This is a genomic window from Vibrio sp. JCM 18905 (genome assembly GCF_055393305.1).
In genome coordinates this window covers 1,584,883-1,599,132 of sequence record NZ_AP043879.1, presented here as the reverse complement: position 1 = coordinate 1,599,132, position 14,250 = coordinate 1,584,883, and the positions used below count along the sequence as shown (strand labels likewise).

General features: G+C 42.2%; 15 protein-coding genes and 1 pseudogene. 12 read left to right on the top strand and 4 right to left on the bottom strand.

The features are described from left to right. Positions 1 to 55 precede the first annotated feature (55 nt). Positions 56 to 1,696 carry a S16 family serine protease gene (locus ACZ5ZC_RS15540; protein ID WP_464932080.1) on the bottom strand — a complete coding sequence of 547 codons (1,641 nt, stop codon included), beginning with the start codon at positions 1,694 to 1,696 and terminating at the stop codon, positions 56 to 58. 210 nt (positions 1,697 to 1,906) lie between these two features. Here ACZ5ZC_RS15540 and matP point away from each other — a divergent pair, with 210 nt between their 5' ends. The 4 genes and pseudogenes from matP to ACZ5ZC_RS15520 form a co-directional block, all read left to right on the top strand. Further along, on the top strand, positions 1,907 to 2,356 hold the full coding sequence (gene matP, locus ACZ5ZC_RS15535; protein ID WP_005396497.1) for a macrodomain Ter protein MatP: 450 nt from the start codon (positions 1,907 to 1,909) through the stop codon (positions 2,354 to 2,356). 15 nt (positions 2,357 to 2,371) lie between these two features. Continuing rightward, a complete protein-coding gene (locus ACZ5ZC_RS15530) occupies positions 2,372 to 2,683 on the top strand; it encodes a DUF3634 family protein (RefSeq protein ID WP_048626406.1) in 312 nt (103 codons plus the stop codon). 114 nt (positions 2,684 to 2,797) lie between these two features. Next, entirely contained in the window at positions 2,798 to 3,121 is a 324-nt protein-coding gene (locus ACZ5ZC_RS15525) for a hypothetical protein (protein ID WP_048626405.1), read from the top strand. Positions 3,122 to 3,247: 126 nt separating this feature from the next. Then, positions 3,248 to 3,415, top strand: a pseudogene (locus ACZ5ZC_RS15520) (DUF3693 domain-containing protein); the annotation flags it as partial. 172 nt (positions 3,416 to 3,587) lie between these two features. On the opposite strand, the gene ACZ5ZC_RS15515 reads toward ACZ5ZC_RS15520, so the two are convergent. The 3 genes from ACZ5ZC_RS15515 to ACZ5ZC_RS15505 all read right to left on the bottom strand — a co-directional run bounded on the left by ACZ5ZC_RS15515 (position 3,588) and on the right by ACZ5ZC_RS15505 (position 6,950). Then, complete coding sequence (locus ACZ5ZC_RS15515; RefSeq protein ID WP_464932079.1) at positions 3,588 to 5,309, bottom strand: ATP-binding protein; 1,722 nt, start codon at positions 5,307 to 5,309, stop codon at positions 3,588 to 3,590. Beyond that, entirely contained in the window at positions 5,299 to 6,480 is a 1,182-nt protein-coding gene (locus tag ACZ5ZC_RS15510) for an FIST signal transduction protein (protein WP_464932078.1), read from the bottom strand. The genes ACZ5ZC_RS15515 and ACZ5ZC_RS15510 overlap by 11 nt, the downstream gene beginning before the upstream one ends. A 113-nt stretch (positions 6,481 to 6,593) precedes the next feature. Further along, on the bottom strand, positions 6,594 to 6,950 hold the full coding sequence (locus ACZ5ZC_RS15505) for a hypothetical protein (protein ID WP_041852960.1): 357 nt from the start codon (positions 6,948 to 6,950) through the stop codon (positions 6,594 to 6,596). A gap of 257 nt (positions 6,951 to 7,207) precedes the next feature. Between ACZ5ZC_RS15505 and ccoN the strand changes: the two genes are divergently transcribed. The 8 genes from ccoN (at position 7,208) to ACZ5ZC_RS15465 (ending at position 14,241) form a co-directional block, all read left to right on the top strand. Further along, positions 7,208 to 8,635 carry a cytochrome-c oxidase, cbb3-type subunit I gene (gene ccoN / locus ACZ5ZC_RS15500; RefSeq protein WP_005396488.1) on the top strand — a complete coding sequence of 476 codons (1,428 nt, stop codon included), beginning with the start codon at positions 7,208 to 7,210 and terminating at the stop codon, positions 8,633 to 8,635. A 12-nt stretch (positions 8,636 to 8,647) separates the two neighbouring features. Next, a complete protein-coding gene (ccoO, locus tag ACZ5ZC_RS15495) occupies positions 8,648 to 9,268 on the top strand; it encodes a cytochrome-c oxidase, cbb3-type subunit II (RefSeq protein ID WP_005377475.1) in 621 nt (206 codons plus the stop codon). Positions 9,269 to 9,277: 9 nt separating this feature from the next. Then, entirely contained in the window at positions 9,278 to 9,451 is a 174-nt protein-coding gene (locus ACZ5ZC_RS15490) for a cbb3-type cytochrome oxidase subunit 3 (protein WP_005396487.1), read from the top strand. Further along, positions 9,451 to 10,425: a cytochrome-c oxidase, cbb3-type subunit III gene (gene ccoP, locus ACZ5ZC_RS15485; protein WP_005377487.1), complete on the top strand. Its 975-nt coding sequence runs from the start codon at positions 9,451 to 9,453 to the stop codon at positions 10,423 to 10,425. The genes ACZ5ZC_RS15490 and ccoP overlap by 1 nt, the downstream gene beginning before the upstream one ends. Positions 10,426 to 10,530: 105 nt before the next feature. Then, positions 10,531 to 11,007 carry a FixH family protein gene (locus tag ACZ5ZC_RS15480; RefSeq protein WP_464932077.1) on the top strand — a complete coding sequence of 159 codons (477 nt, stop codon included), beginning with the start codon at positions 10,531 to 10,533 and terminating at the stop codon, positions 11,005 to 11,007. 4 nt (positions 11,008 to 11,011) lie between these two features. Beyond that, complete coding sequence (locus ACZ5ZC_RS15475) at positions 11,012 to 13,375, top strand: heavy metal translocating P-type ATPase (protein ID WP_464932076.1); 2,364 nt, start codon at positions 11,012 to 11,014, stop codon at positions 13,373 to 13,375. Positions 13,376 to 13,390: 15 nt separating this feature from the next. Beyond that, positions 13,391 to 13,555 carry a cbb3-type cytochrome oxidase assembly protein CcoS gene (ccoS, locus tag ACZ5ZC_RS15470; RefSeq protein ID WP_012841826.1) on the top strand — a complete coding sequence of 55 codons (165 nt, stop codon included), beginning with the start codon at positions 13,391 to 13,393 and terminating at the stop codon, positions 13,553 to 13,555. Positions 13,556 to 13,563: 8 nt separating this feature from the next. Next, a complete protein-coding gene (locus ACZ5ZC_RS15465; RefSeq protein ID WP_145474025.1) occupies positions 13,564 to 14,241 on the top strand; it encodes a sulfite exporter TauE/SafE family protein in 678 nt (225 codons plus the stop codon). Positions 14,242 to 14,250 lie beyond the last annotated feature (9 nt).

Genomic DNA, 14,250 nt, shown 5'->3' with positions numbered 1-14,250 from the left:
TTTTTGATAGCTGCATCTTAGTGAACACGTGTACGCTAAACAACTCCGATCAGTACTAGACAAACCAGTTTTTGATGCGCTGCACAATTCCTTCTGGATGCTCATGTCTTTCAAAGTTTTCAATACGTTCCGCTATTTTGCCAATAATGCTCTCGTCTTCGCCTCTAAAAGGTTTATTCATAACAATCGGAATAGCTTCATCTACCGTAGAGACGGACCAAATATGGAACTCACCATTTTTAATGCTTTCTATTACATCTTTATGTAATGCAAGGTGTTTAAGGTTTGATTTCGGCATGACAACGCCTTGATTTCCCGTAAAACCCTGATGTTTACAAACCTGATAAAAACCTTCAATTTTCTCGTTCAAGCCACCGACTGCTTGCACTCGACCAAACTGATCGACGGCTCCTGTAACCGCAACTTGTTGATTAATTGGAGATTCAGATAACGCACTCACCAAGCAACAAAGTTCTGCGAGAGATGCGCTGTCACCGTCAACTTCACTATAAGACTGTTCAAATACAATCGAGGCAGAGTAAGGTAGTGGTTCATCCAGTTTTAGAGCAGAGCTTAAGAAAGCTTGCATAATCATCATGCCTTTCGCATGTAGATTGCCTCCAAGCTCAGCTTTGCGCTCAACATCGGAAACATCGCCATCACCAAAGTGAATTACACACGATATTCTGGCAGGCTCACCATAGCTGACAGGGTGTCCAGCCATATCGATGACGGTTAGGCCATTGATTTGACCAACTTGTTCCCCAGTTGTCTCAATAATGACTTGTCCATCTAAAATATCGTACACGGCACGCTGAGGAAGATAGGATTCGCGATAATACTTGTCGTCAATCGCTTTATCTAATGACTCGTAATCTAATGTTTGGCCATCACTGAACTGGCTAGCAAGTGTTAGAAGTTGAGAATGCCACATTACACCTAACGGCAAATAATGTTGATCTTCAGTAAATCTCATACCAGCTAGCAACAGTCTTCTAAAGCCACTTTCCGTTAAGTGAGGCAGCTGATATTGAGAACATATCCAGTTCACCAAACCAAAGTAATCTGTCAAATTCTGCTCTGACAAATGAATATCTTCTTCAACTTCGGTATACATGGCAAAGCCTGAACAAAAGTCCTCGTCGATATATTCTAGCTCTGCTAACTGACTTCTTTCCCCAGTTACAATCAGTTTTACATCATAAGCTTTAGATGGCGGTACTGAAGTAGGTAAGCGAGTAGGGCTTAGGTTCAGTGGCTCGATAAGGTTTTGTTGAATTGCAGACTTTATATTCGGCCAAAGTCCCGGGTTAGCCAGAATGAGATTAGCAGGTACAATCAAATAACCGTCGTCAGCTTGTGAAATCAAGCCTGGTTGGAAGGCAATATCACCACTTACATCAACACTGTAACGGTCAAATAAACGTTTGGCATCAAGTGATTCCGACAAAACAATCGCAGCGTTAGAATGACTCTGAAGAGCTTTACTGATGAAATCTCTATAGACAGAATTATCGACGCAGTTAATGAGTAGCACGCGTGTCAATCCCGACATTTTGGAAAAGCGAGATATCGTTGCCGACATCCTCGGTTGAAGATCAGTAAAAGACTTCTTTGGTAATGAAGGTGCAGACTTTAAAAGTGCTTCGTACTGCTCAAGTGAAGGTGTTACGTCTTGCCAATTAAGTTGGTTCATTAAAATTCATCGTAATTCAATCTTGCCGACATTATAACGAAATGGACTATAACACCCTAGCACCAATTTGGTTCGCTCACGGCATTCAACACTCAATGAACAATACTTAGACAAATGAGTGATCAACATCGATACTTCTAAGAGTTTTATTTGCCCAAGTAAATTATCTGGGTTACGCTGTCACTAGGTTATGTTTATGGGTCGGAATAAATGAAATATCAGCAGCTTGAGAATCTAGAGTGTGGGTGGAAATGGAAGTATCTCATCAAGAAATGGAAAGATGGTGAAGCGATTACCCGACATATTGATACAAGTGAAGCAGATGCCGCGGTTGCAGAGCTAAAACGTCTTGAACACGAACCTACGCTTGTATTAGCTTGGATAGAAAACCACATGTCAGAAGAGTTGGACAACAAACTCAAGCAGGCTATCCGAGCGAAAAGGAAGCGTCATTTCAATGCAGAGCAAGTCCATACAAAGAAAAAGTCCATTGACTTAGATTATCGAGTTTGGGAAAAGCTTTCTAGCAGAGCAAACGAGCTCGGTTGTACATTATCTGACGCAATTGAATATCTACTTTCTGAAGCATCGAGAAGTGAAAAAGCGAGTCAAAAAGTTACCTCGATCAAAGAGGATTTGAGTAAATTGCTATCTAGCTAGGATAGGGAGTGCCAAATGTTATATGTAATCTTAATTGCTGCCATCGTAATCTTTTGGTTGATCGCAGTTGATAGACCAGTGCTAAAAGTAAAGTTTGATAACGGCCATATCAGTAACGTAAAAGGGCATCTACCACCTTCTTTCAAACATAACTTACAAGATATTAGTGAACATGATCCTTTTAGTGGTGAAATGAAGGTATATAGCCAACGAACTGGCATGCGTTTGAGCTTTTCCAAGGACGTTCCCAAAAAAATCCAGCAGCGGATTCGCAACGTTTTTCCGCATCAAGGTTTCAAAGCGAGCAAAGGCAAGAAGCGAGCTTAATTACATATCAGTTACTTAATCGTGTTAAATGGGACGCAATATAGCGTCCCATTTTCGTATCTATAGAAAAATTATTTATCATTGATTAATCAATAAGATAAACGGGCTTAAATTATGCGATACGTTGTAACTTTAATGTTCTTACTCTTCGTAAGCACTCCAGCTTTGTCTGACGACTCGGAAACGAACCCATTGGCTAAAAAGATTAAAACTAAGATTCAAAGGAAAGCGGACAATAAATTTGATGACTACCAAGGTTATTGCGATGTCATGATAGAGATGGAACACAAAGGTAAAAAAGCAGTAATAAAAAGAGTAACCAGTAGTGGTGACAAAAAAGTTTGTCGGTATGTGAAATCCAACTTAAGGAAAGGAAAACGCTATCGTTATAAATATCCAGAAAAGTATATTCGGCTTCATATAGCCACAGGTTCGTGATTGCAATGTTGATTAGAAGCACCGGACAGCAAGAGCGCAAAGCTTTCAGACTCGATGAACTAGATGAAAATGAAGTGGCTCTCGTGTAATTGGTTGGGAATGCAGGCTAGGTGAGTCATAAACCAATCATCTCGCAATGATAATCCGCAGATAAAAGCAGTATGGGAAGGAATTGCAAAAAAGTTTAACGGACTTGGATTATCAAGCATTTCAATGGCTTGTGCTGGATTGGCCTTAGTGATTGCAAGTCCACAGGAACCCCTATATCAGTGCGCATTATATGTGTTATGTTAAATATGGTGCTCGTACGCCAAATGTTGCCAATGAGCACTCCTATTCCCCTGTGGATTTGAAATTTAAGGTCTCTAGCATAACCATTAAACATAATGGCTATTTACCATAAAATACTTAATATAGATCTTAATAATCTATCGATTGTTAAGATCTATATTAATGCTTTTTCTACTTACAGAAATGGCTGTATAGCTTCAAAGATATCTTGTCTTCGAACTGGTTTGGAAATGAATCCATCCATACCTGCGTCAAGGCATTTATCTCTATCACTTTCTAACGCATGAGCGGTTAATGCGATGATTGGAGCCTTGAAACCTTTATCTCGGATAATCCTTGTTGCGGTAATCCCATCCATCACTGGCATCGAGACATCCATAAGAATCAGGTCGATTAAATCCTCATTTTCCTCTAAGAACGTTAATGCTTCTGCTCCATGACTTGCGATATGAACATTATGACCAAGCTTATTTAAAATAAGCTTTATTACAAACTGATTCGACTCGGTATCTTCGACTACGAGAAGATCCATCGCTTTTATTGGTTGGTTGTTTTCTATTTTAACTGGACGATTTTGATTGCAACGAGTTAAAACGGGAATCTTAATAGTAAATGTTGAGCCGATATGCTCGTCACTTTTAACGATAATCTTGCCGTGCATCATTTCAACTAAATGCTTGGTTATTGCTAGCCCTAGTCCTGTGCCACCAAAGCGTCTCGTGATGGAACGATCACCTTGATGAAATGCCGTAAATAGATGTTCTTGCTTGGCTTTAGATATACCAATTCCGGTGTCTGATATTGAAATTACAAGCTCGGAGTCTTGCTCAGATACTGAAACTTTTACTTCTCCTTCATCAGTAAACTTTATTGCATTCCCAATAAGATTAAACAGGATTTGAGATAATCGCGTAGAGTCAATCCAAAACTGTTTGTCGGTAGTTACCATGCAATTGAGTTTAAATTGAAGGCTCTTCTTCTTAGCTATTTGTTTTTGTTGAGAGATAACAAAAGTGACAGTGTCTCTTAAATTAACCCACTGTTCATTGAGTTGAAAGCGACCTGATTCAATTTTTGAGAGGTCAAGAATGTCGCTGATAATCGCGAGAAGTAACTCCGCTGAGCATTCCATTTGGCTCAGGGCATCGATTTGCTCTTCTGATAAGGTGGATTGTTTCAGAATATCGAGCATTCCAAGGACGGAATTTAGAGGGGTTCTAATTTCATGACTCATCATCGCTAAGAATTCTGACTTTGAGCGATTTGCAAGCTCTGCTTCTTCTCTTGCTTTAGCAAGCTGAGTTGTCCGCACTTCAACAATACGTTGTAACTTCTCTTTGGTCTCAATATCGATGACAGCTCTCTCTATTAAAGGTCGAAAGCGTCTTAAGGTTTCCTTATTTTCTATGCTAAAGTGCCCTTTCTTAGCACCAATGAGTAAGATGACTGTTTGTGTTACCTCTGAGCGTATGCCCGTTAGGACGACCGAGTTTACATGGCTTTTTATAAAGCTGTTTAGGTTAATAAATTCAGCAAGCCTATCTGGTTCGAACAGCAGAATACATTCGCCATTCAGCGCCCTCTCAGATGCGTTACCGTGTAACCAAGATATATTATCAAATACACTATTTGTCGATATCAATGTTTTGAAGGGGTACCTTTCATCATCACGAGTTAGAACGATAAAATCATCAAAGTTGATGTACTTTTTAAGTACATTATTTAATCCCGTAAATATCTCGTTCCGGTTTTTTGCTTCACTCATCGCGGATATCGCTGAAAGAATAGCTTTATTCTCATCGGCGAGCAGTCGTTCTCTTTGCCTAGCCTGTTTTAGTTCGACTAACGCTTCTTGCAGCGCTTCCTGTTGGTATATGTCTAAGTATTTATCTTTCATAAGGTTTATGGAATATCGCTGATGAAATCATCAGGTTTCCATGTCCATTCTCACCACCAATAAATCTACCTTGCTCACCAAAAGTAAAAGGGCAAATAAAAGGTAACTGTTCTAGTTCTTGGTTAATTTGTTCACAAACGCTATTCATGTCTTGCATTAAGTGCAACATAGGACCTGCGCAAAAGATGTTTATCACCCCAATTTTTCGAGATTCTTCTAATTTTTGATTAAAGGCTGCATTTACAACTTTAGCAGCGCGTGCAACGAGGTGTTCTCTGCTTCCTTTCATTAAAGTGAGTTCATCACCCTCTTCTATTCGTGTAAATAGCTCAATTCCTCCATCTCGCGTCTCACGAATTGGATGGGACAATTTGTAATATGGACGCTCATAGAGGTGGCCAGCGACACGCCCTAGTGGATAAGCGCTCGAGTTTGTAAATAGCAGGTTGTTTTTGCCTAGTTGGTTATCTTGATGGTTTGTCCACTTTCTATAAACATTGAGGGCTGGTTCGTCATCAATTTCTAGTAAGCACCTATCGTTAGTTTTGGTTGCAACCCCTTTGATATTGGTTGGAGTGTGCCCAGCACTAAAAGCAATATCAACAGGCTGTGAGGAGTAAAATAATGTCAGACTTAAACCTGCAGTTTGAGATCCTTGGGCGGTAATAACAGACCATTTTCCCGCGATATGATTATCAGCGGCTGAACCACCAATAATTGGGATCAGCGTACCAAACCTTTCATCTATAGATGCAATGATTGATTCCTCTTGCCCTGGAGTTGCATGAAGCAGTATTAAGTTTGGCACTTCTCCTACGCGGTTAGCGTTCTCAAGAGCCATATTTAAGGCTCTTGTTACACTGTCACCTAGGTCATGGTTAGAAATACCAGTGCCATAAGCATGAGGGCCTGAATCATAAATTGCGAGCGCCGCAATCACTGGGCCCGTATGAAACCCCTGGTCTGTCATTACTGCTTGGCATGAACTAGCTCCATGAAAAGGCACACCGGGAAAATGCTCAAGAAACGCTTCTCGAATTAACTCGAAGTCGTACTCTTCCGTGTAGTAGCACATCACGTAAGACAAGTTCTGTTGTGTCAGTTCGGACCTAAGCGTTTCTATCGCTGAGTCTTCATCTTTAATATGAGTAAAAACTGATTGGCAATGCATACGATTTTATAATTGGGTATCACTCTGCTGTTATACCATTCCAACCAATTTTCTCTAGGTAAGAAGGTGAAAATTTCATTAAGAAGTTGCGATTATCTCGTGACAGATCGTATTTATAATTGAACTACAACAATGTTTTCGCCTTTTTTAAAGGTGATTTTTTTTGATTCAGGCATTGTGTCCCATTCTATTTTCTTATGCTCTCGATCGAGATTGATAAATTCGCCAGATTGATTTGGATCAATTTTTAGAGTGCTACTTTTTATCGTTTCGAGCGAAATTCCCGTTGAGTCACGATTAATTGTGATTATTTCACCTTCAATTGTTACATCGCATCGTTCTTTTTGTGAACAGTCAATGCTAGTAACGCTCTCGTGTGTAAAGGTACGCCAGAAAAATGCGCCTATTAACACACTGAGCATGATTAAGATTTGTGCAAGTCGCGCCTTTGTTAACTTTTGTGCAGGCATAATTACTAATATCCTTGTTACAAACTTCAAACTTTTTAAATAAAAAATGATTTCCAGGGGGCCAGTAAGGTTACTACCCTGTCATTGAATTGTTAATTCAAGTATAGTGTCACGCTGAAAATGCCACTTTTTATTAAAGTCAGCAATGGAAATAAGGTGATGATAACACTTGAATTCTAGAGTTTACTTGGGTGGTGTTACGACGCAAGTCGTGTTGGAAGTAAAAGTGTAGTTAATTAGAAATTGGAAGCATGCAAATGAGCCAAGTAAAGCAGCTTGAACAAAACTACAACTATACAGTCGTTCGCCAATTTACCCTTGTGACCATTTTATGGGGCATAGTTGGTATGGCTGTTGGTGTTTTGATTGCCGCTCAATTAGTTTGGCCACAGCTAAACTTTGATACGCCGTGGTTGACGTACAGTCGCTTACGTCCACTGCATACTAATGCGGTAATTTTTGCGTTTGGTACAAGTGCTCTGTTCGCAACGTCTTATTATGTTGTACAGCGCACATGTCAAACACGTCTTTTTGGTGGCCCACTCGTTGCCTTCACCTTTTGGGGTTGGCAAGCAATCATCCTGGCAGCAGCCATTACTTTGCCTCTCGGTTTAACATCGGGTAAAGAGTATGCTGAGCTAGAATGGCCTATTGATATCGCAATTGCGCTAGTATGGGTATCATATGCGGTGGTGTTCTTCGGCACACTGGTGAAGCGAAACACGTCACATATTTATGTGGCAAACTGGTTCTTCGGTGCCTTTATTATCACAGTAGCAGTACTTCACATCGTGAACAGCATGGCTATTCCTGTGTCACTTGGTAAATCTTACTCGATTTACTCAGGCGCAGTGGATGCGATGGTTCAGTGGTGGTATGGACACAATGCGGTAGGTTTCCTACTCACCGCTGGTTTCCTAGGCATGATGTACTACTTCGTTCCTAAACAAGCTGAACGTCCTGTTTATTCTTACCGTCTATCTATCGTTCACTTCTGGGCGCTTATTTCTCTATATATTTGGGCAGGCCCTCACCACCTTCACTATACAGCGCTACCGGACTGGACTCAGTCTCTAGGTATGGTGATGTCGCTGGTTCTATTTGCTCCTTCTTGGGGTGGTATGATCAACGGTATTATGACGTTATCTGGTGCATGGCATAAGCTTCGTTATGACCCTATCCTACGTTTCCTAATCGTTTCTTTGTCATTCTACGGTATGTCTACCTTTGAAGGTCCAATGATGTCGATTAAGACAGTTAACGCACTTTCTCACTACACAGACTGGACCATTGGTCACGTTCACTCTGGTGCGTTAGGTTGGGTTGCGATGGTTTCTATCGGCTCTGTATATCACTTAGTACCTCGTCTATTTGGCCAAGAGCGTATGTACTCGGTCGGTCTAGTGAATGTGCATTTCTGGCTAGCGACAATCGGTACCGTTCTTTACATCGTTGCGATGTGGATCTCTGGTGTAATGCAAGGTCTGATGTGGCGCGCGGTTAACTCTGACGGTACGCTAACTTACAGCTTTGTTGAGTCTGTAGAAGCGTCTTATCCGTTCTACTTTGTACGTTTCTTAGGTGGATTTATCTTCCTATCTGGTATGTTCCTAATGGCATACAACACGTACAAAACGGTAAGTGCACCAAAAGAAAGCCTAAAAGCTATCCCACATCCGGCATAAGGAGATTTAAGAATGAGTAATAATTCTAATAATCGCCACGAAATCTTAGAACGTAATGTCGGTTTGTTGGCTATTTTTATCGTGTTTGCTATCAGCTGGGGTGCTCTTGTAGAGATCACTCCTCTGATTTTCCAAAAGCAAACGACTGAACCTGTAGAGAATCTGCGTGCTTACACTCCTCTGGAGATGGAAGGTCGTGACATCTACATCCGTGAAGGTTGTAACGTTTGTCACAGCCAGATGGTTCGCCCTTTCCGCTCAGAGACTGAACGTTACGGTCACTACTCTGTCGCCGGTGAGAGTGTTTGGGAACACCCATTCCTTTGGGGCTCTAAGCGTACAGGTCCGGATTTAGCTCGTGTTGGTGGTCGTTATTCTGATGAATGGCACCGCGTTCACCTACTAGATCCTCGTGAGCTTGTGCCTGAGTCAAACATGCCAGGTTTCCCGTGGCTAGCTGAAAACGTTTTAGACGGTAAGCTAACTCAGAAGAAACTTGAGCTATTTCGTGATCAGTTCGGTGTTCCATACACTGATGAAGAGATCGCGAATTCGGCTAAAGAAGTAGAAGGTAAAACAGAGATGGATGCAATCATCGCTTACCTTCAGTCTCTTGGTCATGCAATGAAGTAAGGGGATCATATGGATTTCGGTACAATTCATAGTATTTATACCGTTGTACTCTTCGCTAGTTTTATCGGCATCGTATGGTGGGCATTTAGTAAAAAGCGTAAAGCACGCTTTGAAGAAGATGCCAACTTGGTGTTTGCTGACGAAGAACAAACGACCCCAAATAACCAAGGAGTGAAGAAGTAATGACTACATTCTGGAGTCTCTGGATTATCGTGATTACTGTCGGTACGCTGGTAGGCTGTGCGATTCTCCTGACTTGGTGCGCTAAAGATAAAATGGGCGTCGAGGAAGGGGAAGACATGGGCCACGAGTACGATGGTATTCGCGAGCTAAACAACCCTCTACCAAAGTGGTGGACTTACCTGTTTGTAAGCACATTTGTGTTCGCAGCAGTTTACCTTGCCCTATTCCCAGGTCTAGGTAGCTTCAAGGGCTTTTTAAATTGGCAGAGTTCGGCTCAAACCGTTCGCTCACTAGAAGAGTCAAAAGAAGCCATCGCTGCAGCACAAGAGAACAAGCAACTAAACCAATATGCAAAAGAACTGGATGATGCCGACGCTTACTTCGGCGAAGCATTCCGTAAACTCGCGCACAATGACAGTGGTCTACGCCCAATTCCTGAAATTGCGCAAGATCCTGAAGCATTAAAAGTTGGCCAACGTTTGTTTTTGCAAAACTGTTCTCAATGTCACGGCTCTGATGCTCGTGGTCAGAAAGGTTTCCCTAACCTAACTGATGATGCATGGCTATACGGCGGTGAACCAGCTGCAATCGTAACAACCATCATGCATGGCCGTATTGGTCAAATGCCAGCATGGAAAGATGCGCTTGGTGAGCAAGGTGTGCAAGAAGTTGTAAGCTACACACTTAGCCTATCTGGTCGTAAAGTGAATGCTCGTGAAGCAGCGGCAGGTAAAGCACGTTTCGTCGTGTGTGCAGCTTGTCACGGTACTGATGGTAAGGGTAACCCTGCAGTCGGTGCACCTGATCTTACAGACCAAGATTGGCTATTTGGCGACTCTCGTGCAGCTGTAACCGAAACCGTAATGAACGGCCGCTCAGGTGTAATGCCCGCGTGGAAAGACATTTTGGGTGAAGATAAAGTTCAGCTCGTTGCCTCTTATGTCTGGAGCTTAAGTAACTCAGAGAGTAAGTAACTGAGATATTAAGTAACATAGCAATAACAGCCCCTTTCATAGGGGCTGTCTTTCCTTTAAATTTAACGCCTTACATTTTTTCATTTAGCTGTTGAGAACTTTTTTATGGTAAAGCCTTGGTATAAACAATTTTGGCCGTGGTTCCTAATCATCCTTCCTCTTACTGTCGTAGTTTGGACTGTGATTACTGTGGTCGTTTTCTCGAACAACTCTGTTTCTTTAGTCGCCGAGGATTACTATAAAAAAGGCAAAGGCATTAACATCGACATTAGTAAAATGAATGTCGCTCGTGACCTAAGTCTTAACGCTGAGATTTCCTCTAAAAATAACAATGTTGTGATTGTTTTCGCTAAAGGGAAGCTATCTCATTACCCTGCTCTAACGGCCACTTTCACTCATCGTACTCTTCCTGATCGTGACTTTACAAAGCTCGTAACGGCGGATGCATCTGGTAATTACCGCCTAACGGCAGAAGAATCTATTCAAGGTCCTTGGTTTATCGAACTACAACCACATGACCAACAATGGATGATCCAAGGTAAAGTTGAATTTCCTGCCTCGTCAACACCGTTAATGAAGTAAGCATATGTGTGAATCCTGTTATCACTGTGGTGAAGATGTACCAGCCAACACGGATTTTAAAGTTGATATACTCGGTGAATCCCGCAAGATGTGTTGTCCTGGCTGCGAGACGGTTGCTCAAACCATCGTAGACAGCGGCTTAGTATCCTACTATCAATATAGAACTGCGCCTGCGGAAAAAGCAGATTTAGTACCAGAGCAACTCCAAGCTTTAATTCATTATGATAATGAAGATGTACAATCAGAATTTGTGCGAAATCGTGAAAATGTCTCTGAAGTAACTCTTTCTTTAGAGGGCGTTTCATGTGCAGCTTGTGCGTGGTTAATCGAAAAGCAAGTCTCTAATACGGCTGGGTTAGTGTCTATCCGCGTGAATACAACCACTAACCGCGCGTTACTGGCCTGGGATAAAACTCAGGTGCGATTAAGTGAACTCCTATCTGTCATTCATAAACTGGGTTATAAAGCCGCACCATTTGAAGCTGATAAGCAAGAGGCCTCTTATCATCGAATGATGAAGCAATACTTATACAGATTAGGTATTGCTGGTTTAGCTACCATGCAAGTTATGATGCTAGCCGTCGCATTGTATCTAGAAGTTTTTGGTGACCTAGAGCCGGAGTTTAAAAATTACTTTCGTTGGGTAAGTTTGATCTTTGCTACGCCAGTCCTACTCTACTCTGCTCTTCCGTTTTACTTAAATGCGTGGCGAAGCATCAAAGGCCGAACCCTCGGTATGGATGTGCCTGTCTCGATTGCACTTATTTTTGCCTATGTGGCCAGCTTAATAGCAACCGTTACAGAACAGGGCGAAGTCTTCTTCGAATCGATTTCAATGTTCACTTTCTTCCTATTGGTTGGACGATTTTTAGAGATGCGAGCACGTCGCAAAGCTGCTGCGGCGAGTGGTAACCTATTAAAGTTAATCCCAGCGATCGCCACAACGTTGGATGGCGAGCAAATACCAGTGAAAACTCTTAAAGTTGGAGATCGTATTCGCGTCCTTCCTGGTGAACATATCCCAGCTGACGGCAAAGTTATTTCGGGTCGTATTCATATTGATGAATCCATGCTAACGGGTGAATCCGTCCACGTGGTGAAACGAGAAGGCGATGCGGTTTATGCAGGAACATTAAACGGTGATGAGTCATTTGAGCTAGAGGTCATGAGTTCCAAAGCTGACTCAATGATTTCCAATATCGTGCGTTTACAAGATGAAGCTCAACACTCCAAACCTAAAATCGCAGAAATTGCAGACGTTGTTGCTCGTTACTTTGTTGGAGCGATTCTTATTATTTCTGCTGGTACTTGGTTGTACTGGCATCAAACAAAACCAGATGATGCGTTTTGGATCATGCTATCCGTATTGGTAGCCACCTGTCCATGCGCCCTATCTCTTGCGACACCAACTGCTCTAACTTGTGCTACCTCTCGTATGGGAAACTTTGGCATTTTGCTTCGTAAAGGTCATGTGTTCGAGACGCTATGTAAGATCAACCACTTAGTTGTAGATAAAACAGGTACTCTGACGAAAGGCGATATTGAGATCTGTGATACAAAAGTGTTGAGTGATCTTCCAAAAGAAGATTGTCTCTCTCTAGCCGCGGCATTAGAAGCTCATGCAAACCATCCTATCGCTCGCTCTTTTGCAAGTTACGCCAATGATGACTTTGTTGTGTGTGAAGTGCAAAACGTGATTGGTTCAGGGATTGAGGGGATCTGGAATGGTAAAATCGTTAAGATAGGCAGTGCTGCGTTTGTTCAAGGCAAGGAAAGCGATGAAAGCCACGCGGTCTATCTTTCAGTTGATGGCGAGCATGTCGCTAGCTTTTACTACCGCGACCCTATCCGAAAAGAAAGCAAAGCCTTTATTCAACGTTTTGCTGACGCTGGAATTAAGACAACGCTGCTAACAGGTGACTCTCTCTCAAACGCTCGACCTGTAGCGAATGAAATTGGTATCGATCACGTCCTTGCGTCAGCAAAACCAGAAGACAAACTCGCGTACCTTAAGAGTCTTGATGAAGACAGTATCACAATGATGGTTGGCGATGGCATCAATGACGCACCTACTCTCGCCGGAGCTCATCTTTCTGTTGCAATGGGCGGTGGTACGGATGTCGCTAAAGCTTCTGCTGATATGACGTTACTTGGGGATAATCTCGAAAAGCTACTAGAGGCACGTTTGCTTGCACTGCGTACAAGAAAAATTATTCGAGAAAACTTGGCTTGGTCTTTGGGTTACAACCTGTTAATTTTGCCTTTAGCTGTCGCTGGTTTAGTGGCTCCCTACATTGCAGTAGTTGGCATGTCTGCAAGCTCAATTATCGTTGTATCTAACTCTTTGCGCCTGCTCAAAGAGAAATAAGTAGAGAAAGCAAACATGGAAAGTCTTTATATATTGATTCCCATCGCTATCGTTCTCGTTTGTGTTGCTGTTGCCGTTTTTCTTTGGGCAGTAAGAAGTGATCAGTTTGAAGATCTAGAACGACAAGGACATAACATTCTTCTTGATGAAGAAGACAAATCTAATAGTGATAAAAAATAGCAACCTTTATGACTCCTGACTTTATTGGTGCTTTGATGATCGGCCTCGTCGGGGCCGGTCATTGCATGGGAATGTGTGGTGGTATCGCGTCTCTGCTTACCATGGGCTCTTCTACAAGTAAAAGCTCACCCCTTATTCCACTCTTCTACAACCTAGGGCGATTGAGCAGCTATGCCGTAATCGGTGCATTAGTAGGCGGAGCAATATCAGGTTTATCTGAGCTAAGTGGATTAACGCATTCTCTTGCTTGGTTAAGGCTGATTGCCGCACTGTTCATGATTCTGGTTGCGCTTTATATTGCTAGATGGTGGCAAGGTTTACTGTTAATAGAAAAGTTAGGACAGCACATTTGGCGCTTTATCTCACCTGCTGGTAAGCGTTTGTTGCCATTAAAGCACCCTCTTCATGCTTTACCATTTGGCTTCATTTGGGGCTGGTTACCATGCGGCTTGGTTTATTCTGCGCTAACTTGGTCGGCGGTTTCAGGCAGCGCAATAAACGGTGGTCTTATTATGCTCGCGTTTGGCCTCGGAACACTTCCGGCAATGCTTATTATTGGATATGGTGCCAACCATTTTCAGAAATTACAAAAATCGTTAATATTTAGAAATATTTCAGCATTAATCCTTATTGGATATGGTTCGTACACTGCTGTAGGAGCTTTAGAGTTACTCGGTTTCATATAACGTTAAACT